The 21,090-nt window shown below is 65.3% G+C and carries 15 protein-coding genes; 8 read left to right on the top strand and 7 right to left on the bottom strand.

Annotated elements, in window-relative coordinates; translation table 11 throughout:
* Window positions 1–10: 10 nt before the first annotated feature.
* Entirely contained in the window at window positions 11–400 is a 390-nt protein-coding gene (locus tag VGR99_RS25970; protein WP_326902497.1) for an MAPEG family protein, read from the top strand.
* Window positions 401–592: 192 nt separating this feature from the next.
* Here the strand turns inward: VGR99_RS25970 and VGR99_RS25975 are convergent, their stop codons facing one another.
* From VGR99_RS25975 to VGR99_RS25985, 3 genes are all read right to left on the bottom strand, one after another.
* Complete coding sequence (locus VGR99_RS25975; protein ID WP_326902499.1) at window positions 593–1,786, bottom strand: ABC transporter substrate-binding protein; 1,194 nt, start codon at window positions 1,784–1,786, stop codon at window positions 593–595.
* Between the two features lie 305 nt (window positions 1,787–2,091).
* Window positions 2,092–5,256, bottom strand: coding sequence for a multidrug efflux RND transporter permease subunit (locus VGR99_RS25980; RefSeq protein WP_326902500.1), 3,165 nt, complete (start codon window positions 5,254–5,256; stop codon window positions 2,092–2,094).
* The gene (locus VGR99_RS25985; protein ID WP_326902502.1) at window positions 5,253–6,470 is read right to left on the bottom strand and encodes an efflux RND transporter periplasmic adaptor subunit; all 1,218 of its coding nucleotides are present in this window, start codon (window positions 6,468–6,470) and stop codon (window positions 5,253–5,255) included. The genes VGR99_RS25980 and VGR99_RS25985 overlap by 4 nt, the downstream gene beginning before the upstream one ends.
* A 343-nt stretch (window positions 6,471–6,813) precedes the next feature.
* Here VGR99_RS25985 and VGR99_RS25990 point away from each other — a divergent pair, with 343 nt between their 5' ends.
* The 7 genes from VGR99_RS25990 to VGR99_RS26020 all read left to right on the top strand — a co-directional run bounded on the left by VGR99_RS25990 (window position 6,814) and on the right by VGR99_RS26020 (window position 15,233).
* Complete coding sequence (locus VGR99_RS25990) at window positions 6,814–7,968, top strand: iron-containing alcohol dehydrogenase (RefSeq protein ID WP_326902504.1); 1,155 nt, start codon at window positions 6,814–6,816, stop codon at window positions 7,966–7,968.
* Between the two features lie 20 nt (window positions 7,969–7,988).
* Entirely contained in the window at window positions 7,989–9,539 is a 1,551-nt protein-coding gene (locus VGR99_RS25995) for an AMP-binding protein (RefSeq protein WP_326902506.1), read from the top strand.
* 221 nt (window positions 9,540–9,760) lie between these two features.
* Window positions 9,761–11,359 carry an ABC transporter substrate-binding protein gene (locus VGR99_RS26000; RefSeq protein WP_326902508.1) on the top strand — a complete coding sequence of 533 codons (1,599 nt, stop codon included), beginning with the start codon at window positions 9,761–9,763 and terminating at the stop codon, window positions 11,357–11,359.
* Window positions 11,360–11,392: 33 nt separating this feature from the next.
* Entirely contained in the window at window positions 11,393–12,340 is a 948-nt protein-coding gene (locus tag VGR99_RS26005) for an ABC transporter permease (RefSeq protein ID WP_326902510.1), read from the top strand.
* 9 nt (window positions 12,341–12,349) lie between these two features.
* Window positions 12,350–13,243 (top strand): ABC transporter permease, encoded by an 894-nt coding sequence (locus VGR99_RS26010; RefSeq protein WP_326902511.1) that lies wholly within the window; start codon window positions 12,350–12,352, stop codon window positions 13,241–13,243.
* Window positions 13,243–14,250 (top strand): ABC transporter ATP-binding protein, encoded by a 1,008-nt coding sequence (locus tag VGR99_RS26015; RefSeq protein ID WP_326902513.1) that lies wholly within the window; start codon window positions 13,243–13,245, stop codon window positions 14,248–14,250. Before VGR99_RS26010 ends, VGR99_RS26015 begins: the two co-directional genes overlap by 1 nt.
* Window positions 14,247–15,233: a dipeptide ABC transporter ATP-binding protein gene (locus VGR99_RS26020; protein ID WP_326902515.1), complete on the top strand. Its 987-nt coding sequence runs from the start codon at window positions 14,247–14,249 to the stop codon at window positions 15,231–15,233. The genes VGR99_RS26015 and VGR99_RS26020 overlap by 4 nt, the downstream gene beginning before the upstream one ends.
* Here VGR99_RS26020 and VGR99_RS26025 read toward each other — a convergent pair.
* The 4 genes from VGR99_RS26025 to VGR99_RS26040 all read right to left on the bottom strand — a co-directional run bounded on the left by VGR99_RS26025 (window position 15,205) and on the right by VGR99_RS26040 (window position 20,853).
* Window positions 15,205–16,017 (bottom strand): hypothetical protein, encoded by an 813-nt coding sequence (locus tag VGR99_RS26025; RefSeq protein WP_326902517.1) that lies wholly within the window; start codon window positions 16,015–16,017, stop codon window positions 15,205–15,207. The genes VGR99_RS26020 and VGR99_RS26025 overlap by 29 nt on opposite strands.
* 268 nt (window positions 16,018–16,285) lie before the next feature.
* Complete coding sequence (locus VGR99_RS26030; protein ID WP_326902519.1) at window positions 16,286–18,259, bottom strand: acetyl-CoA carboxylase biotin carboxylase subunit; 1,974 nt, start codon at window positions 18,257–18,259, stop codon at window positions 16,286–16,288.
* Complete coding sequence (locus VGR99_RS26035; protein WP_326902520.1) at window positions 18,256–19,872, bottom strand: acyl-CoA carboxylase subunit beta; 1,617 nt, start codon at window positions 19,870–19,872, stop codon at window positions 18,256–18,258. The genes VGR99_RS26030 and VGR99_RS26035 overlap by 4 nt, the downstream gene beginning before the upstream one ends.
* Before the next feature lie 114 nt (window positions 19,873–19,986).
* Window positions 19,987–20,853, bottom strand: coding sequence for a 3-keto-5-aminohexanoate cleavage protein (locus VGR99_RS26040; protein WP_326902521.1), 867 nt, complete (start codon window positions 20,851–20,853; stop codon window positions 19,987–19,989).
* Between the last annotated feature and the right edge of the window lie 237 nt (window positions 20,854–21,090).

The following is a 21,090-nucleotide window of genomic DNA, read 5'->3' on the forward strand; positions in this document are numbered from 1 at the left end:
GGATTCAGCGATGTACCATCTCACCGCCCTCGTCACGCTGCTGGCGATTGCATTTTATCTCTTCGTCACCATCAACGTCTCGCGGGCGCGGTCGAGGACCGGCATCAAGGTGCCGGCGACCTCGGGCCATCCGGATTTCGAGCGCGCCTTCCGCATCCAGGCGAACACGCTGGAATGGATGCCGATCTTCCTGCCGTCGCTCTGGCTGTTCGCAGTCTATATCGGCGATGCCGTTGCAGCCGCGCTCGGCGCGCTCTGGATCATCGGCCGCGTCACTTACTTCATCGGCTATTCGAAGGCGGCGGCGAAGCGCGGCCCGGGGTTCGCGATCCAGGCGCTCACCGCCATTGCGCTGTGGGTGGGGGCGCTGGGCGCGGTGGTGCTGCGGCTGGTGAAGTGAGGCGCGGCAACACGCGCGCTCGTGTCCCGGTTCAGCGGTGCAGCGTGTAACGCTCCACCGCTGAATCGGGACCCAGACGGCAGCGAAACGCGGAGAAGCATGGGTCCCGGCGCTGCGCAGCAACGCCATAGCGCGGCGAAGACGCGCGTAACCGCGCTTTTGGCGCGTTGCAGCGCGTCCGGGACACAAGCGTCACTTCGTCAGCGGGCAGCCGCTTTCCTTGGCGGTGAAGAAAGCCTTTTCGCCGGGGACCACGGCGAGCTGCTTGTAATAGTCCCAGGGCTTCTTCGACTCCGACGGCTTCTTGACCTCGAACAGATACATGTCGTGGACCATGCGGCCGTTCTCGAGCACCTTGCCGCCTTGCGCGAAGTCGTCGTCGACGGGCAGCTCCTTCAGCTTCTTGGCGACCGCATCCGGATCCTTGGTGCCGGCGGCCTTGACCGCCTTGAGATAGCTCAGCGTCGCCGAATAGGTGCCGGCCTGGATCATGTTGGGCATCCGGCCGGTGCGCTTGAGGAAGCGTTCGCCGAGATGGCGCGTGCGGTCGTTGACGTCCCAGTAATAGCCTTCGGTCAGCACCAGGCCCTGCGCCGCCTGCAGGCCGAGACCATGCACTTCGGCGAGCGTCATCAAGAGGCCCGCGAGCTTCTGGCCGCCGGCGACGATGCCGAATTCGGAGGCCTGCTTGATCGAGTTGGTGGTGTCGAGGCCGGCGTTGGCGAGGCCCACGATCTTCGCCTTCGAGCTCTGCGCCTGCAGCAGGAAGGAGGAGAAGTCCGAGGAGTTGAGCGGCACGCGGACCGAGCCAACCACCTTGCCGCCATTGGCGGTGACGATCTCGGTGGTGTCCTTCTCCAGCGCATAGCCGAAGGCGTAATCCGCAGTGAGGAAGTACCAAGTGTCGCCGCCGGCCTTGGTCAGCGCACCACCGGTACCGACGCCGAGCGCGCGGGTGTCATAGGCCCAGTGGAAGCCATAGGGCTGACAGGCATCGCCCGTGAGGCGCGACGTCGCGGCGCCCACCACGATGTCGATCTTCTTCTTTTCCTTGGAAAGCTCGTGGATCGCGAGCGCGACCGAGGAGGTCGTCAGCTCCGTGATCATGTCGACGTTCTCGACGTCGTACCAGCGCCGCGCAATGGACGTGGCGAGATCGGGCTTGTTCTGGTGGTCGGCAGTGACGAGCTCGACCTTCTGGCCCAGCACCTCGCCGCCGAAATCCTCGATCGCCATCCTGGCGGCCTCGACCGACCATTTGCCGCCGTAATCGGCGTAGACGCCGGACTGGTCGTTGAGGATGCCGATCTTGACGCCTTGCGCGAAGGCCGGCGCCGTCAGCAGCAGCGCCGAGGTTGCGACAGCGGCCAAAAGTGCTGATTTCATCTGTTAGCTCCCAGCAGTTTTCTGTTTTGAAATCGCGCGGATAGTAGTGAAGAACCCCAGCCCTGCCCATCCATTTCGGCGTAGGCCGTTAGTCTGGGATTCTGTGTGCCAAACAACCGTGTCGACCCGGGGCGCGCGTAGCGCGAGCCCGGGACCCATAACCACAGGGAGAGGCTTTGCGAGGACTCGTGGTTACGAGCTTCGCGCCACACTCCTCCCAGTGGTTATGGGTCCCCGCCCCCCGTGCGCAATTGCGCACTAGGCGGGGACGACAGCGGAGCGTGTGGAAGCGTCGATGGTCACCGTCAAGCCGCCACCTCCGGCTTCTTGTCCCGTCGCCCCTCGGCCAGGTTCCGCACCACCACGTAGAAGATCGGCGTGAACAGCAACCCAAACAGCGTCACGCCGATCATGCCGAAGAACACGGCGACGCCGACGGCCTGACGCATCTCGGAACCCGAGCCGGACGAGATCACCAGCGGCAGCACGCCGAGGATGAAGGCGAAGGACGTCATCAGGATCGGCCGCAGGCGCAGGCGGCAGGCGTCGATCACGGCCTCCAGCCGCGGCTTGCCCTCGTTCTCGATGTCGCGCGCGAACTCGACGATCAGGATCGCGTTTTTCGCAGCTAGCCCGACCAGCACCACGAAGCCGATCTGGGTGAGGATGTTGACGTCCTGCCCCATGATGCGCACGCCGATGGTGGCAGCGAGCAGACACATCGGCACGATCAGGATCACCGCGAACGGCAAGGTCCAGCTGCCATATTGCGCGGCGAGCACGAGATAGACGAACAGCACGCAGATCGGAAACACGTAGAGACCCGCATTGCCGCCGGTGACCTGCTGATAGGACAGGTCGGTCCATTCGAAGGTGAAGCCGCTCGGCAGGATGTCGTCGGCCAGCTTCTTGATGGTGTTGAGCGCGGTGGTCGAGCTGGTGCCCGGCGCCGGCTCGCCCTGCAGCTCGGAGGCTGCATAGAGATTGTAGCGCGCGACGCGGTCGGGACCCGAGACGTCCTTGAACTCGACCACGCTGCCGAGCATCACCATGTCGCCGTTGGCGTTGCGGGTGCGCAGGCGTGAGAGGTCGCTGGGCTCCTTGCGGAACGGGAAGTCAGCCTGCGCGGTGACGTGATAGGTGCGGCCGAACAGGTTGAAGTCGTTGACATAGGTCGATCCGAAATAGGTCTGGATCGTGTCGTTGATACCAGCAATGGGTACGCCGAGCTTCTGGGCCTTGGTGCGGTCGATGTCGACGAACAGCTGCGGCGTGCTGGCCGAGAACGGCGAGAACACCGTGGGGCCGAGCAGCGAGGGCGATTTGCGCGCGGCGGCGACGAGCTCGTCGGTGGCCGCGGCGAGCAGCTCAGGCCCGCGGCCCTGCCTATCCTGGATGCGGATGGTGAAGCCGCCGCCGGTACCGATGCCGGGCACCGCCGGCGGCGGAATCACGATAATGAATGCGCCCTGGATCGCGGAAAGGCGCTTGCGCAGCTCGGCCGTGATGGCATTTGCGGTCAACCCTTTCTTGATACGCGCCTCGGGCTCGTCGAACACCGGAAACAGCGCGGCAGAATTGCCCGCCTGCGTGCGCGTGGCGCCGGAGAAGCCGGCGAAGGCGGCGACGCGGATGATGCCCGGCGTATCCAGCGAGATCCGCTCGATCTCGCGCACGACCTCGGTGGTGCGCGCCAGCGAGGCCGCGCCCGGCAATTGCACGGAGATGATGACGTAGCCGCGGTCCTGCGCGGGGATGAAGCCCTGCGATGTCGTCCCGATCAGCCAGCCTGCGCTGCCGATCAGCACGACATAGATCAGCAGCATCACCACGGAGTGCCGGATCACGAAATTGGCGAGGCCGGCATAGCCGTGCGAGAGCCGGTCGAATACGCGGTTGAAGGCGCCGGTGAAGGCACCCCACGCCCGCGCGATGACATTCCAGGCGGCCGGCGGTCGCTTCTCCTCGTGCGGGGTCAGGATCAGCGAGGCCAGCGCCGGCGACAGCGTCAGCGAGCAGAAGCAGGAGATCGCGGTCGCCACCGCAATGGTGACGGCGAATTGCTGGAAGAACTGCCCGGAAATGCCGCCGAGGAAGGCGGTCGGCACGAACACGGCACACAGCACCAGCGCGATCGAGACCAGCGCGCCGCCGACCTCCTCCATGGTCTTGAGCGCGGCATCGCGCCGGCTGAGGCCATGCTCGAGATGCCGCTCGACATTCTCAACCACCACGATGGCGTCGTCGACGACGATGCCGACCGCCAGCACAAGCCCGAACAGAGTGAGATTGTTGATGGAGAAACCGAGCGCCGCCATCACCGCAAACGTGCCGACCAGCGAGACGGGAATCGCGATGATCGGAATGATCGCGGGACGCCAGCCTTGCAGGAACACCAGCACCACGATGACCACGAGCAGCATGGCCTCATAGATGGTCTTGATCAGCTCGTGGACGGACTGGGCGATGAACTCGGTCGGGTTGTAGCCGATATTGTAGTCGAGGCCCTTCGGGAAGCTCTCCTTGAGCTTCGTCATCGTGTCGGTGATGCTCTTAGCCGTCGCGAGCGCGTTCGATCCCGGGCGCTGGGTCACCAGCATGGCGACCGCGGATTTGCGCAGCAGGAAGCTGTTGGTCGAATAGGCCAATGCGCCGAGCTCGATGCGGGCAACGTCGCGCAGGCGCACGGTGCGGCCGTCGGAGCCGGCCTTGATCAGGATGTCCTCGAACTGCTTCTGATCCTTCAATCGTCCTGTGAAAACCAGGTTCGGCTGGAAGGCGCGGTCGGCGATCGGCGGCTCCGCGATCTGGCCGCCGGCGATCTGCACGTTTTGCGCCCGGATCGCCGCCAGCACCTCGGTCGAGGTCAGGCCGAGATTGGCGATACGGTCAGGATCAAGCCAGAGCCGCATCGAATAGTCGCGCGCGCCGAAGATCTGGATGTCGCCGACGCCGTCGATGCGCAGCAGCTGGTCGCGAACCTGGAGCAATGCGTAGTTGGAGATATAGAGCTGGTCGAACGTATCGTCCGGCGACAGCATGAACACGACCATCAGGATGTCGGGCGAGTTCTTGCGGGTGACGACGCCGTTGCGCTGCACCTCGTCCGGCAGCTGCGGCTGCGCGATCGCGACGCGGTTCTGCACCAGCACCTGCGCCTTGTCGAGATCGGTGCCCAGCTTGAAGGTGACGGTGATGGTGAGCTGGCCGTTCGAGGTCGCCTGGCTGTAGAGATACAGCATGTCCTCGACGCCGTTGATCTGCTGCTCGATGGGAGCTGCTACGGTATCGGACACGGTCTGCGCGGAGGCGCCGGGATACTGCGTGGTGACGACGACGGTCGGCGGCACCACTTGCGGATATTCGGACACCGGCAGCGTGGTGTAAGCGAGCGCGCCGACGATCAGCAGCACGATCGACAGCACCATCGCGAGGATGGGCTGGTTGATGGAGAGACGGCCGAGATTCATGACTTGCCACCAGCCGGCGCTTGAGCGGTCTGCGGGGCGACCTTGGCGCCGACGCGGGCGCGCTGGATGCCGTTGACGATGACGCGGTCGTCGGCCTTCAGGCCCTCGCGGATCACCCGCAGGCCGTCGTCGAGGGGACCGAGCACCACGGGCCGCGCCTCGACGGTGTCATCGGGCTTCACCACGAACACGATCTTGCGGGACTGGTCGGTTGCGACCGCGACGTCGGGAATCAGCAGCGCCTCATAGGGCGCGCTGCCGATCAGGCGGACGCGGCCGAACTGGCCGGGCAGAATCGACAGATCGGTGTTCTTGATCACCGCGCGGCTGCGCAGCGTGCCGGTGGAGACGTCGAGGCGGTTGTCGAGGAAGTTGATGGTGCCCTCATGCGACGGCTTGGTTTCGCCGGCGAGCGTCACCTGCACGGGGTTCGCGGTGTCGCGCGAGCTCGGGCGGCGGCCTTCGAACCACAGCTTGCTGTATTTGATGAAGGTCGCCTCATCCATGTCGAAATAGACGTAGATCGGGTCGAGCGCGACGATCGAGGTGAGCAGCGTCGAGGTCCCGGTATCGCTGCCCTGCACGAGATTGCCGGGGCTGACGAGATGGCGGCTGACACGGCCGGTGAGCGGCGCCGTCACATGGGTGAACTCGATGTTGAGTCGCGCGGCCTTCAGCGCGCCCGAGGCCTGCGTCTCCGCAGCGTGCGCGGCCTGCAGGGCCTGGCGGCGCTGGTCGACGACCTGCTCGGAGACCGCGCTGGTCTGGACCAGGTTCAGTCCGCGATCGAGCTCGCGCTTGGCCAGCTCCACCTTGGCGCGCGCGTCGGAGAGCTGGCCATCGGCCTGCTCGGCCACCGCCTCGAACGGGCGCGGGTCGATCACGTAGAGCAGATCGCCCTGGTGCACGATGGCGCCGTCCTGGAATTCGACCGAGTTGACGAAGCCGCCGACGCGGGGGCGGACCTGCACTTCCTCGACCGCCTCGAAGCGGCCGGTGAACTCGTCCCAATCGGTGACGGTGCGCTTGACCGGCTGGGCCACGGTCACCGGCGCAGGCGGCGGTGCTGATGCTTGCGAAGCGGGCTGCCCGCAACTGGCGAGTGCGAAGGACGCGGCGAGGAGACTCGCTATTGCGTAATGGCGAGGCCGAACGAAATCGTGCTTTTTGACAAGCTTCTTGACAAGTCGCTCGCTTCCGTCCGGTCCGATCATCCCAGGTCCTCGCATCAAAAGCCGCGGAAAAAGCAGGGTAGGCGTTTACCCGCGGGCGTCCCAAGATGGGTGGAGTTGATGAACACTTCAAGACCAAAGCGCGCGCAGAGCTCGGTGCGACGACCTGACCGTATGGCGGGTTGACAGCGTGGTAGCCCGGCCCGCGCGCGGTGATTAGCCGGCCGCTCGCGATTGGACTTATTCGCCGGGCTCATGAGTGGAGGGCATGATCGACCGTCCCCCTCCAGGACAAGGTGGCCAGCGCCTTCGCACATGACGGATGCCGCCCGCTCGGCTAGACTTCCATTACAAAAACAAGACGAATTGTCCGGGGAGGACAGGCGTGCACCAGGGACGTGTCGTTTACGGCGCGATCGAGGAGGTCGTGTTCGGCCATCCGGCGGCCGGCGCCATCGTCGCGCAAATGGACCGGCTGGGGACGCGCCGCGCCTTCCTGATGGTCTCCGGCACGCTGAACCGGCAGACCGACGAAATCAAAAAGATCCAAGATGCACTCGGCGCACGCTGCGCCGGCCTGTTCGACGCCATGCCGGCGCACACGCCGCGCGAGGCGGTGATCGCCGCCACCAACGCGGCGCGCGAGGCCGGCGCAGACCTGATCGTCACCGTCGGCGGCGGCTCGATCACCGACGGCGCCAAGGCGGTGCAGCTCTGTCTCGCCAACGGCATCGACGACATCGAAGGCATCGACCGCATCCGCGTGCACAAGGGTGTCGCGCCCGAGATGACGCCGCCGACGGTGCGTCAGGTCAGCGTACCCACCACGATCGCCGGTGGCGAGTTCTCTTCCATCGCCGGCGTCACCGACCGCAGCACGCATGTGAAGCAGATGCTGCGGCATCCGCTGGCCGTGCCGCGCGCGACCATCCTCGACCCCGCCATGACCGTGCACACGCCGGAATGGCTGTTTCTCTCCACCGGCATCCGCGCCATCGACCATTGCGTCGAGGCGATCTGCTCGCGCGAGACGCATCCTTACGCCGACGCGCAATCGGTCAAGGGGCTTGCCATGCTCGCCGACGCGCTGCCGCGGGTGAAGGCCGACCCTGCCGATCTCGACGCAAGGATGGATGCGCAGATCGGCACCTGGCTGTCGATGGGCGCGCTCGCGGCCGGGGTTCCCATGGGCGCGAGCCACGGCATCGGCTACGTGCTGGGCGCGGCGTTCGACGTGCCGCACGGCTACACCTCCTGCATCATGCTGCCGGCGGTGATGCGCTGGAATGCGAGCGCCAATGCCGAACGGCAGATGATCGTCGCGGCAGCCATGGGTTTTCCCGGCCACGACGCCGCCGACGTACTCGATGCCTTCATCCGGTCGCTCGGCATGCCGCGCAGCCTCGCCGATATGCGCGTCTCGCCGGAGCATTTCGACGCCATCGCCGAGCAGGCGATGCGGACGAACTGGATCCCGCGCAATCCGCGCAGGATCGATAGCCCAGCGCAGGTGCGCGAAATCCTGCTTCTCGCCGCATAGTTTTTACAGCCGGAGGACTGATGTACCCAGGTCAGCATGCCCGCCTACGCCCGCTGCAGCCCGCCTTCATCATGGCCGCGACGGGCGAGGCCGTCACCTATCGCGAACTCGACGCACGCAGCAATCGCCTGGCGCATCTATTCCGCAAGCACGGCCTGAGGCGGCTCGACCACTATTCGATCTTCATGGAGAACAATTCGCGCTATCTCGAATCCTGCGGCGCCGGCGAGCGCTCCGGCCTCTACTACACCTGCATCAACTCCTTCCTGACGCCGGGCGAGCTCGCCTATCTCCTCGTCAACAGCCAGTCGAAAATCCTGATCACATCGGTTGCAAAGCTCGACATCGCGCGCGAGGCGATCCAGGCCTGCCCTGACGTCAAGCTCTGTATCGTCGCCGACGGCCCCGGCGAGAGCGACCGCATCGTGGGGCTGGCGGACGTCACCGCCGGTCTGCCGGCGTCGCCCATCGCCGATGAATGGCTCGGCACCGCCATGCTCTATTCGTCGGGCACGACCGGACGTCCCAAGGGCATTCTGCGCCCGCTGCCCGAGGAGCCGCCGAAACACAATTTGCCGCTGTTCGATTTCCTGACCAAGCTTTGGCACTACCGCGAGGGCATGGTCTATCTGTCGCCGGCGCCGCTCTATCACTCCGCGCCGCAGGCCGCCGTGAACCTCACGATCCGCATGGGCGGCACCGTGATCATTATGGAGAGTTTCGACCCTGAGCGCTATCTTCAGCTCGTCCAGCAATGGGGCATCACCCACACCCAGCTGGTGCCGACGATGTTCTCGCGCATGCTGAAGCTGCCCGAGGAGGTGCGCGGCCGCTACGACCTCTCGTCGCTGGAGATCGCGATCCACGCCGCCGCGCCCTGCCCGGCGCTGGTCAAGGACGACATCATCAAATGGTGGGGTCCGATCATCCACGAATATTACGGCGCCACCGAAGGCCTCGGCTTCACGGCGTGCAACAGCGAGGAATGGCTTAGCCACCGCGGCACCGTCGGCAAGGTGCTGCTCGGCGACCTCCATATTCTCGACGAGAACATGCATCCGTGCCCGACCGGCACGCCCGGTCAGGTCTGGTTCAAGACGGGATCGCCGTTCGAATATTTCAACGATCCCGAGAAGACCAAGGAGGCGCGCTCGGCCGACGGCAGCATGAGCACGGTCGGCGACGTCGGCTATGTCGATGAGGACCGCTTCCTGTACCTGACCGACCGCGCCACCTTCATGATCATCTCCGGCGGGGTGAACATCTATCCGCAGGAATGCGAGAATCTCCTGATCACCCATCCGAAGGTCGCCGATGCCGCGGTGTTCGGCGTGCCTAATCCCGATCTCGGCGAAGAGGTGAAGGCGGTGGTGCAGCCGATGCCGGGCGTGGTGCCGGGGCCAGCGCTCGCCGAAGAGCTGATCGCCTTCTGCGGAACATCGCTGTCGCGGCAGAAGGTGCCGCGCTCGGTCGATTTCGAGAAGGAGCTGCCGCGGCTGCCGACGGGCAAGCTGTACAAGCGGCTGCTGAGGGATCGGTACTGGGGGAACAAGACGTCGCGGATCGTGTGACAGCGAGCTTGGCGATCCGACATCTCGCAACATCCACACCGGAACCATCTCTTCGCACGCGCACTCTCACATTGTGAGAGAACAGCACCTGCGGCCTTCCGTCATCCGAATTGTCGAGAGGCCAGCCGGCCTTGCCGGTTGCCTCACTGCGCGGGCATCGCTATCGTTCCGACAAACAGGCCACAAAAGGCCCAAAAGACAAATGTCCAGGGAGGACGAGGATGCGGAGCGTGCGGGCGCTCGCCGCGATGGCGGCGCTGTCTTTGCTGGCGTTTTCGACCATTACATTCGCCGGCGAGCCCAAGCAGGGCGGCATTTTGCGGATGTATCACCGCGACAGCCCCGGCAACGCCTCGATCCATGAAGGTGCGACCTACTCGCTCAATGTTCCTTTCATGCCCGTCTTCAACAACCTCGTCATCTACAAGCAGGACGAGGCCCAGAACACGATGGACAACATCGTCCCGGAGCTCGCCGAGAGCTGGGCCTGGGTCAATGACAACAAGACGCTGACCTTCAAGCTGCGCCAGGGCGTGAAGTGGCACGATGGCAAGCCGTTCACCTCGGCGGACGTCAAATGCACCTTCGACATGCTGATGGGCAAGTCGCAGCAGAAGTTCCGGCAGAATCCCCGAAAGTCCTGGTACGAGCAGGTCAACGACATCTCGACCAATGGCGATCTCGAGGTCTCCTTCAACCTGAAGCGGCCGCAGCCTTCGCTGCTGGCGCTGCTCGCCTCCGGCTACACGCCGGTCTATCCCTGCCACGTCTCGCCCGGCGACATGCGCACGCACCCGATCGGCACCGGCCCGTTCAAATTCGTCGAGTTCAAAGCCAACGAATCGATCAAGCTGACGCGCAACAGGGATTACTGGCGCGAGGGCCGGCCCTATCTCGACGGCATCGAGTTCACCATCATCCCGAACCGCTCGACCGCGATCCTCGCCTTCGTCGCCGGAAAGTTCGACATGACGTTCCCGACCGAGGTCAGCATTCCCTTGCTGAAGGATGTGAAGTCGCAGGCGCCGAACGCAGTCTGCGTGGTCGAGCCGAACAACGTCGCGACCAACATCATCGTCAACTCGACGTCGGCGCCGTTCGACAATATCGACATCCGCCGCGCCATGGCGCTGGCGCTCGACCGCAAGGCGTTCATCTCGATCATGTTCGAGGGCCAGGGCGACGTCGGCGGCACCATGCTGCCGCCCCCGAACGGGCTGTGGGGCATGCCGAAGGAGATGCTCGAGACCATTCCGGGCTATGGCCCTGACGTGAACGCCAACCGCGAGGAGGCCAGGAAGCTGATGCAGAAGGCCGGCTACGGCCCGGACAAGCATCTCGCCGTCAAGGTCTCGACCCGCAACATCCCGGTCTACCGCGATCCCGCAGTGATCCTGATCGACCAGCTCAAGAGCATCTATATCGACGGCGAGCTCGACGTGGTCGAAACCGCGAACTGGTTCCCGAAGATCGCGCGCAAGGACTACATGCTTGGGCTCAATCTGACCGGCAACGCCGTCGATGATCCCGACCAGTCGTTCTACGAGAACTATTCCTGCGGTTCCGAGCGCAACTACACCAATTACTGCAACAAGGAGATCGAGAAGCTGTTCGACGTGCAGTCGCAGGAGACCGACATCGCCAAACGCAAGAAGCTGGTGTGGGACATCGACAAGAAGTTGCAGGAGGACGTCGCCCGCCCGATCATCTTCCACGCGCGCACCGGCAGCTGCTGGCAGCCCTACGTCAAGGGCGTGACGGTCATGTCGAACAGCTCGTATAATGGCTATCGCTACGAGGACGTCTGGATGGACAAGTAGCAGGCGGCGGGCGGGTTCGACAGGAGGCGATGCATGTTTGCCTATCTGGTGCGGCGCCTGTTCCTGATGCTCGTGACCCTGTTCGGGATCTCGATCGTCATCTTCTTCCTGCTGCGCGTCGTGCCCGGCAACATCGTCGACATCCTGTTTGCCGCGGCCGGCTATGTCGATCCCGCCGACAAGGCCAATCTCGAGAAGGAGCTCGGCATCGACCAGCCGCTGATCGTGCAATATTGGCACTGGATCAGCGGATTTCTGCGCGGCGATTTCGGCTACTCCTATGTCTCGGAGAAGCCCGCGCTGCAGGAGATCCTGCCGCGGATCCCGATCACCGCACGGCTCGCCGGCCTTGCGCTGTTGTTCTCGGCTTCGATCGGCATTCCCCTGGGGGTCATCAGCGCGGTGAAGCAGGGCACGCGGCTCGATTACGCGCTGCGCGTGGTGAGCCTCAGCGGACTGTCGCTGCCCTCTTTCTGGCTCGGCCTCCTGATCCTCACCGCGTCGGTGGCGATGTTCGGCCAGATCCCGATCTTCAATCCCAACCCGCAGACCTGGCTCGAGGCGTTCACGACCTACGCCGTTCCGGCCGCCGCCGTCGGTTTCCGGAGCGCCGCACTGACCATGCGCATCACGCGGTCCTCGATGCTGGAGGTGCTGCGGCAGGACTACATCCGCACCGCGCGCGCCAAGGGCGCGTCCGATGCGGCGGTGAACTACCACCACGCGCTGAAGAACGCGATCTTGCCCGTCATCACCGTGATCGGCATCGAGGCCGCGTTCCTGATCGGCGGCCTGATCGTCACCGAAACCGTCTTCAACATCCCCGGCGTCGCGCGCTTCCTCGTCGAGGCGATCCGCTGGCGCGACTATCCGATCGTGCAGAACCTCGTGATGCTGATTGCGGTGGTGGTAGTGAGCGCAAATTTCATCGTCGACATGCTCTACGCCGTGTTCGATCCACGCATCAGATACACGGACTAGGAGATCAGCTTGGCCGCGATCGACTTCGACGTTGAACTGAGACGTGCCGGGGCGCATGCGACCGGCGGCTGGCGGCGCGTGCTGTTCCTGGCGCAGCGGCATGTGCTGGGCGCGGCCGGGCTCATCATCGTGACGATCTTCGTGCTGACGGCGATCTTCGCCGACTTCATCGCGCGCTATGATCCGCTCACGGTCGATGCCGCGCGTGCGCTGGCGCGCCCGAACTGGGCTCACTGGATGGGCACGGACTCGTTCGGCCGCGACGTGTTCAGCCGCATCATCCATGGCGCGCGGATCTCGCTCGCGGTCGGAATCGGCTCGACCGCGCTCGGCGGCACCATCGGCGTCATCGTCGGCCTCACCTCCGGCTATCTCTCGGGCTGGGTGGACCTCCTGTTCCAGCGTGTCTCCGACATCCTCCAGGCGCTGCCGCTGCTGGTGCTCGCCTTGATCATGACCGCTGCGCTCGGTCCGTCCTTGCCGAACGTCATCATCGCCATCGCGATCCCACTGATCCCGACCGTGTCGCGCGTCATCCGCGCCAACACGCTGGCGCTGCGCGAGCAGCCCTTCGTCGAGGCCGCAAAATCGATCGGCATGAGCGAGGCGCGCATCGCGCTCCGCCATGTGCTGCCGAACACGCTGGCGCCGCTGATCGTGCTGGCCACCGCCCAGCTCGGCTCGACCATCCTCACCGAGGCTTCGCTTTCCTTCCTCGGCCTCGGCATTCCCGAGCCTTATCCGTCATGGGGCCGCATGCTCTCGGAATCTGCCGCCGAATATGTCCGCACCGCGCCATGGCTGGTGATCTTCCCGGGCATCGCGATCAGCCTCGCCGTGTTCGGCGCAAACCTGTTCGGCGACGCCCTGCGTGACATCCTCGATCCCCGGCAGCGCGGCTGATGGCTGATAAATCCGATCTCGTGCTTGAAGTGAAGAACCTGAAGACGGTGTTCTTCACGAACTCCGGCCTGTTCAGGGCGGTGGACGATGTCTCCTTTTCGGTGAAACGCGGCGAGACGCTGGCGATCGTCGGCGAATCCGGCTGCGGCAAGAGCGTCACGGCGCTTTCACTGATGCGCCTGGTGCCCGATCCGCCCGGCCGCATCGTCGGCGGCTCAGTCACGCTCGAAGGTACCGACCTGCTGGCGCTGGACGAAGCGCAGATGCGCGCGGTCAGGGGCAATCGCATCTCCATGATCTTCCAGGAGCCGATGACCTCGCTCAATCCGGTGATCCGGATCGGCGACCAGATCGTCGAGGCGGTGCGGCTGCATCGCAACCTGTCGAGCAAGGAAGCCCGTGACATCGCGGTCGAGATGCTGCGGCTGGTGCGCATTCCCGAGCCGGCGCGGCGTACGCGCGAATATCCGCATCAGCTGTCCGGCGGCATGCGCCAGCGCGCGATGATCGCGATGGCGCTGGCGTGCCGGCCGGCGCTGCTGATCGCGGATGAGCCGACCACCGCGCTCGACGTCACCATCCAGGCGCAGATCCTGGCGCTGATCCTCGATCTGCAGAAGGAGCTCGGCACCGGGCTCGTGCTGATCACCCATGATCTCGGTGTCGTCGCGCAAACGGCGCAGCGCGTCATCGTGATGTATGCGGGACGGAAGGTCGAGGAAGCCAGCGTCGAGGCGCTGTTCGCTTCGCCAAAGCATCCCTATACGCGTGGGCTGATGGCCTCGATCCCCGCGGTGCCGGCCTCGGGCGTCGCGGCGCAGGAGCGGCTGAACGAAATCCCCGGCACGGTGCCCTCGCTGGTGCGGCTGCCGAAGGGCTGCGCCTTCGCGCCGCGCTGCAAGCTCGCGGTGAAGCGCTGCGAGGCCGAATATCCGCCGCTCACAGACTGGGGTGGCGGCCATCTCGCCGCCTGCTGGCGCGCGGCTGAAGTGGCGGAGGTGGCATGACCGAGGCGCTGCTCGAAGTCACCGACCTCAAGAAGCATTATCCGGTGCGCGCCGGCGTGCTGCGGCGGCAGGTCGGCACTGTGCATGCGGTCGACGGCGTCTCGTTCTCGCTCGGCGCCGGCGAGACGCTCGGCCTCGTCGGCGAATCCGGCTGCGGCAAGTCGACGGTGGCACGCAGCGTGCTGCGACTGGTGGAGCCGACCTCGGGCCAGATCCGGCTCGAGGGCGAGGACATCACGCGCCTGTCCAAGACGGCGCTGCGCCCGCATCGCCGCTCGATGCAGATCGTGTTCCAGGATCCGTTCGCCTCGCTCAATCCGCGCATGACCGCAGGCGACATCGTCGGCGAGCCGCTGGCCGTGCACGGGCTCGCAACCGGCAAGGCGCTGGAGACGCGTGTCGCAAAGCTGTTCGAGCAGGTCGGATTGCGGCCCGACCAGATGCGCAATTTCCCGCATCAGTTCTCGGGCGGCCAGCGCCAGCGCATCTGCATCGCGCGAGCGCTGGCGCTGGAGCCGCGGCTGATCGTCTGCGACGAGCCGGTCTCCGCGCTCGACGTCTCGATCCAGGCCCAGGTGATCAACCTGCTGATCGACCTGCAACGCCAGCACGGTTTTTCCTATCTCTTCATCGCGCATGACCTCGCCGTGGTCGCCCATATCAGCCACCGCGTCGCGGTGATGTATCTGGGCCGCATCGTCGAGATCGCCGGCAAGGACGAGCTGTTCCGTAACCCGCGCCACCCCTACACGCAGGCCCTGCTCGCCTCCGTGCCGGTCGCCAATCCGCTGGCGAAGAGGCTCGCGCCGCTCGTGGACGGCGACGTGCCGAGCCCGGTGAATCCGCCCTCCGGCTGCGCGTTTCACACCCGCTGCCGGTTTGCGATGGAGCGGTGCAGGACGGAGCGGCCGGCGCTGGTGGATGCGGGCGACAGCCACCAGGTGGCGTGCTTGCTCAATGACGGGACGGGGCGAGGCCAGTAGTCCGTAGCGCCCGGATCACCGGCCATGCCGCCAGCGCGGCGGAGAGATGCTTGAGCGTGTGGCCCGAGACGAGGTGCCCTGTCGCTTCGAAAATGGTGGCGTCGCCGAGCTCGAAAAGCTTGGCCAGCACATAAAAGAAGATCACGCCGCCCAGCAGTACACCGAGCGCGCCGGGCCGGGGCTTCGTCAACGCCAGTCCCACGGCGAGCGCCATGCCGCCGAACTGCACGACCACCCATGGCGTGAGATTCTCGCGTGCGACCCAGGCCGCAAGCAGGCCCGCAACCATCATCAGCACCAGCACCGCCTCGCCTGCGCGCACGCTGATGCGCTCGCTGGCCGCGATGCCGAGAAAGCCCGCGAACGCCACCGCCATGCCGAGACGATCGGCGATGAGCCGTTGCGGCATGTCGGGGTCCAGATGATAGAAGCCCGAGCCCAGGCAGGTGAGGATCAATCCCACGAAAAGCCAGCTCGCACCCACAGGCGCATCTTGGCAGGCGCGCAGCCGCTCCGAACCCCAGACGCCCATCGCGAGGAAGGCAAGGTTGCTCAGCACGTCGCCGGCGTTGGGCACGCCAAGCCAGCCGCGCGTGTCGACAAAATGCGGGATGTGCCAGCCCGCGGCCGGCAACGCGGGCGCGAAGAGCGCCACGAGGGCAAGGACGAAGAGCGCGGCCGTCAGGTATTTTTCGCGGGCTTGCAGGGCGCCGAACGAGAGACGACGGAGCACTGAGGGGAGTGTGGCATCGGTCGCTTGGGCGGGATTGTTTGCGCGCAACATGCGAGGCTCCGGGGAAATTGAACAAAGTTCATCGTTTATAGCTCAAGAATGAACAATGTTCAATAGAGATCGCACTCGGGTCTCGCGGGTGAAAATGCCATTGAAATCATTTGGATTTCCGGGAGGTGGCGTAGGGTGGGCAAAGCGGCTTGTCCGCCGTAGCTCGAAGAGCGAAGGCGGAAGCGTGCCCACCACCTCTCAATCATGGCGAGACGGTGGGCACGGCGCTTTGCGCCTTTGCCCTCCCTACGATACTGCGTTCGTCGCGCTAACCGGCCCCGATCTCCGCGACGATCCTGCCCGTCGTGACCTGCTCGCCCTCGGCCACATCGATCGCGGCGACGACTCCGTCGATGCCGGCCTTGTGGACGTGCTCCATCTTCATCGCTTCCAGCGTCATCACCGGCTGGCCGGCTGTGACGCGGTCGCCCGGCTTGACGAGGACGGCGACGACGCGCCCGTTCATCGCGGCGCGGACCTTGCCGTCGCCGCCGTTGCTTGTAGCAGCTTTGGGCGCAGCGAGCGTGAGATCCGTTACCGCGAGCGGGATGCCGCGATGCTGGACGTACAACCGATCGCCGTCGCGCAGGAATTTTGCGCTGTCCATCACGCCGTCATGGCGGAAGCGGATGGCGTCGGGGTCGAGTTGCTCGATCTCGAACCTTTCCTGCCGGCCGTCGGCGACGATGTAGCTGCCGTCGCGCTCGCGGGTGATCTCAAGCTCGTGCGCGTGGCCGGTGATCTCGATTTTCGCCGGCAGCGGAAACGTCGCCGACAGGCTGCGGCCACTCTGCCATGACGGCGCGCGCGGATTGGTGACGTAGAGCAGCAGACCCGCCAGCGCCGTATCGAATGCGGCATTCGTCGACGGCGCCAGCAGTTCGTCGCGGTGCGCACCGATGAAAGCCGTGGTCGCCTCTCCCTTCGCAAAGCCGGGATGGCGCAGGCACGACATCAGGAACGCCTGGTTGGTGGTCACGCCAAGCGCGGTGAGCTGCTCGAGGCCAACGATGAGCCGCCCCCTCGCCTCCTCGCGCGTGGCACCATGGCTGATCACCTTGGCGATCATGGAATCGTAGAACGGCGGGATCTCCGAGCCCGATTGCAGCGCGTGCTCGACGCGGACGCTCTCAGGCACCTGCCAGCGCGCCATGCGGCCGGACTGCGGCATGAAATCCTGCGCGGCATCCTCCGAGCAGAGCCGCACCTCGATGGCATGGCCCGTGAAACGGACGTCCTGCTGCTTGATCGGCAACGCCTCGCCGCGCGCGACGCGCAGCTGCAGCTCGACGAGATCAAGCCCGGTGATCGCTTCGGTCACGGGATGCTCGACCTGGAGACGCGTGTTCATCTCCATGAAGTAGAACTCGCCGCCGGCATCGAGCAGGAACTCCAGCGTACCGGCGCCCTCATAACGCAGCGCCTTCACCGCCGCGACCGCGACCTCGCCCATTTTTGCGCGCAGCTCCGGCGTCACGGCCGGCGACGGCGCTTCCTCGATCAGCTTCTGGTGCCGCCGCTGCACCGAGCAATCGCGCTCGCCGAGGTGGATGGCGTTGCCATGGCTGTCACCGAACACCTGGATCTCGATATGGCGCGGATTCTGGATCGCGCGTTCGAGGATCACCGTGGGATCGCCGAACGCGGCTTTCGCCTCCGAGCGTGCGCTGCGCAGGGCATCGCCGAAAGATTCTGCGTCGGTCACGAGCCGCATGCCGCGACCACCGCCGCCGGCAACCGCCTTGATCATTACGGGGAAGCCGATCTTCTTGGCTTCCGAGAGCATCACCTCGTCGCCCTGATCGGCGCCCTGGTAGCCGGGGACGCAGGGAACGCCGGCCTTCTTCATGATCTCCTTGGCGCCGGCCTTGTTGCCCATCGCCTCGATCGCCTGCGGCGACGGGCCGATGAAGACGAGCCCGGCATCCTTGCAGGCCTGCGCGAAATCTTCGTTCTCAGCGAGGAAGCCATAGCCGGGATGCACGGCATCGGCACCGCTCGCCTTGGCCGCTTCGATGATCGCGGGGATGTTGAGATAGGATTGCGCCGGCAGGGCTTCGCCGATGCGCACGGCCTGATCGGCCTGCTTGACGTGAAGCGCATCGCGATCCGCATCCGAATAGACCGCGACGACGCCGAGGCCGAGCTGCCGCGCGCTGCGCATCACGCGCAATGCGATCTCGCCGCGGTTGGCGACCAGAACCCTGAAGAACGGCCGGTGCTGCACTGATCCGTTCCTCATGGGCGGGCTACCGAAAACTGCATGCGCTGGGGTGTGCGCGAATCGCCCTCGCGGCAGATCGCGAGCACCTCGGACAGCACCGCGCGGGTGTCGCGCGGATCGATCACGCCGTCGTCGAGCACGCGCGCGCTGGTCGAGAACACGTCCATCTGGCCGTCGAACACGCCGACGATCTGCGCCTTCATGGCCTCTAACTTGTCCTTCTCGATCGGCTTGCCGCGGCGGGCGGCGGCGGCTTCCGTCACGATCGCCATGGTCTCGGCGGCCTGCTCGCCGCCCATCACGGCAGTCTTGGCGTTGGGCCAGGAGAAGCAGAAGCGCGGATGGAAGCCGCGGCCGCACATGCCGTAATTGCCGGCGCCGAACGAGGCGCCGCAATAGATGGTGATCTGCGGCACCGTCGCCGAAGTCACCGCCTGGATCATCTTGGAGCCGTGCTTGATCATGCCGGCTTCTTCATAGGCCTTGCCGACCATGTAGCCGGTGGTGTTGTTGAGATAGAGGATCGGCGTGCGGGTCTGGCAGCAGGCCTGGATGAAATGCGTCGCCTTGTTGGCGCCATCAGGATCGAGCGGGCCGTTGTTGGTGATGATGCCGATCGCCTGCCCCTCGATGCGGGCATGGCCGCAGACGGTGGCCGGGCCGTAATTCGGCGCCATCTCGGTGAAGTCGGAATCATCAATGATGCGCGCGATCACCTGCTTCATGTCGACCGGGCGCTTGTGGTCCATCGGCATGATGCCGAGCAGCTCGTCCTGGTCGTAACGTGGCGACTTGAACTCCGATGCCACCCGGCCCGGCCGTTCCCATTCCAACGCGGCCATGATCTCGCGGGCGATGCGCAGGGCGTCGCGGTCGTCCTCGGCGAGATAGTCGCCGAGACCGGACACCTGCGTGTGCATCTCGGCGCCGCCGAGCTCTTCCTCGGTCGCGATCTCGCCGGTTGCGGCCTTCAGCAGCGGCGGCCCGGCGAGGAAGGCGCGGGTGCGGCCGCGGACCATGACGATATAGTCGGACAGGCCGGTCTGGTAGGCGCCGCCCGCGGTGGACGAGCCGTGCGTGACGGTGACGACCGGCAGGCCCGCCGCCGAGAGCCGCGCGAGATTGCGAAAGATGTTGCCGCCGCGGACAAAGTCCTCGACGCGGTAGCGCAGCAGATTGGCGCCGGCGCTTTCGACGAGCTGGACGTAAGGCAGCTTGTTCTCCAGCGCCAGCTCCTGCACGCGCAGCGTCTTGTCGAGGCCGTAGGGCTGCAGCGCGCCGGCATCGATGCCGGCGTCGTTGGCGCTGACCATGCAGCGGATGCCGGAGACGAATCCGATGCCGGCGATCACGCCGCCACCCGGCACACTCTTGGCCGCATCCGGCACGTCGAACATGTAGCCGGCAAGCGTCGACAGCTCGATGAAGGGCGCACCGGGATCGAGCACCAGCGCCACGCGCTCGCGCGGCAGCAACTGGCCGCGCTTGTGGAAGCGATCCTTGGCGGCCGCGGACGCCGCCCGCGTGCGCTCCTCCAGCGATCGCATGCGGTCGATCAGGCCGAGCATGCCGTCGCGGTTAGCGTGGTACGCGGCGCTGCCGGGGGAAATGGTGTTTTCGAGAATGGACATGATTCAATCCTGCTCGTCATTGCGAGGAGCGGAGCGACGAAGCAATCCAGACTGCCGCAGCGGAAAGATTCTGGATTGCTTCGCTTCGCTCGCAATGACGGGTGAGGCGATACCCTACCTGTTCGTCCCAAAGATCTTCCGCGCCTCGGCGGGGCTTGCGATCCCGCGGCCGGCGCGGCGGGCGCAGGCGGCGATGGCCTCGATCAGCTGGCCGTTCGACGTCACCTTCTTGCCGTCGGCGAGATAGAACGCGTCCTCCAGACCGGTGCGCAAGTGACCGCCGAGCTCGGCGCAGCACTGGTGCAGCGGCCAGATCTCTTCGCGGCCGATGGCGGTGACCTGAAACTGCGCCTCCGGGCGCTTCAGCTTGATCAGGATCGGCAGCAGTTCGGGATCAGCAGGCATGCCCGAGGCAACGCCCATCACGAAATTATATTCGAGCGGCCCCTTATACATGCCGACCTGATGATACATACCGACGCAGCGGACGATGCCGACGTCAAAGCATTCGAACTCGGGGATGGTACCGACCGCGTTCATGACGTCGAGATAGTCCTTCACCTTCTCGACCGCGTTGTCGAACATCATCGGCGGCCAGGCCCAGGTGTTGTCGGCCTTCACCTTCAGATAATTCAGCGAGCCGGCGTTGCAGGCGGCGATCTCCGGCCTGGTCTCGCGGATGCAATCGAGCGCGCCGGAATAGTTCGGCCCCGACACACCCGACGTGTGATTGATGATGACGCCGGGGCAGGCTTCGCGGATCGCCTGCTGGATCTCCTTGCTGACGCTGACTTCCCAGGACGGCAGATGTCCCTTGCCCGGCGCCTGCTGGCGCAGATGGATGTGCATGACGGACGCACCGGCATCGAACGCAGCCTTGGCCTCGCTCGCCATCTGCTCGGGCGTCACGGGGACGTTGTGCTGCTTCGGGTCGGTGAGCACGCCGTTCAGCGCGCAGGTGATGACGGCCTTGTCGCTCATGCCAAAAATATCTCGCACGTTGAGAATTCAACGCTTGCGATCATGTGATGCGGGAGCATGCGGCTTCTTGCGCGGAGAAGCTGAGAAAAACGGGGAATCGTAGATTCCATGGGGCGGTGAGCGTGGCCTTTCCGGTAGGTTTGGGTTTCCACACTCGAACCCACGGAGGGTCAGATGCAAGCATCGACTGTAGGCACGCTCACCAGCGACCATAATGGCACAATTTTCCTTGCGATC

This window comes from Bradyrhizobium sp., assembly GCF_035935975.1.
GTDB lineage: Bacteria > Pseudomonadota > Alphaproteobacteria > Rhizobiales > Xanthobacteraceae > Bradyrhizobium.

Coding starts and splice junctions, on each gene's coding strand:
- VGR99_RS25970 (WP_326902497.1), top strand. CDS start 11: ATGTACCATCTCACCGCCCTCGTCACGCTGCTGGCGATTGCATTTTAT.
- VGR99_RS25975 (WP_326902499.1), bottom strand. CDS start 1,786: ATGAAATCAGCACTTTTGGCCGCTGTCGCAACCTCGGCGCTGCTGCTG.
- VGR99_RS25980 (WP_326902500.1), bottom strand. CDS start 5,256: ATGAATCTCGGCCGTCTCTCCATCAACCAGCCCATCCTCGCGATGGTG.
- VGR99_RS25985 (WP_326902502.1), bottom strand. CDS start 6,470: ATGATCGGACCGGACGGAAGCGAGCGACTTGTCAAGAAGCTTGTCAAA.
- VGR99_RS25995 (WP_326902506.1), top strand. CDS start 7,989: ATGTACCCAGGTCAGCATGCCCGCCTACGCCCGCTGCAGCCCGCCTTC.
- VGR99_RS26000 (WP_326902508.1), top strand. CDS start 9,761: ATGCGGAGCGTGCGGGCGCTCGCCGCGATGGCGGCGCTGTCTTTGCTG.
- VGR99_RS26005 (WP_326902510.1), top strand. CDS start 11,393: ATGTTTGCCTATCTGGTGCGGCGCCTGTTCCTGATGCTCGTGACCCTG.
- VGR99_RS26015 (WP_326902513.1), top strand. CDS start 13,243: ATGGCTGATAAATCCGATCTCGTGCTTGAAGTGAAGAACCTGAAGACG.
- VGR99_RS26020 (WP_326902515.1), top strand. CDS start 14,247: ATGACCGAGGCGCTGCTCGAAGTCACCGACCTCAAGAAGCATTATCCG.
- VGR99_RS26025 (WP_326902517.1), bottom strand. CDS start 16,017: ATGTTGCGCGCAAACAATCCCGCCCAAGCGACCGATGCCACACTCCCC.
- VGR99_RS26030 (WP_326902519.1), bottom strand. CDS start 18,259: ATGAGGAACGGATCAGTGCAGCACCGGCCGTTCTTCAGGGTTCTGGTC.
- VGR99_RS26035 (WP_326902520.1), bottom strand. CDS start 19,872: ATGTCCATTCTCGAAAACACCATTTCCCCCGGCAGCGCCGCGTACCAC.
- VGR99_RS26040 (WP_326902521.1), bottom strand. CDS start 20,853: ATGAGCGACAAGGCCGTCATCACCTGCGCGCTGAACGGCGTGCTCACC.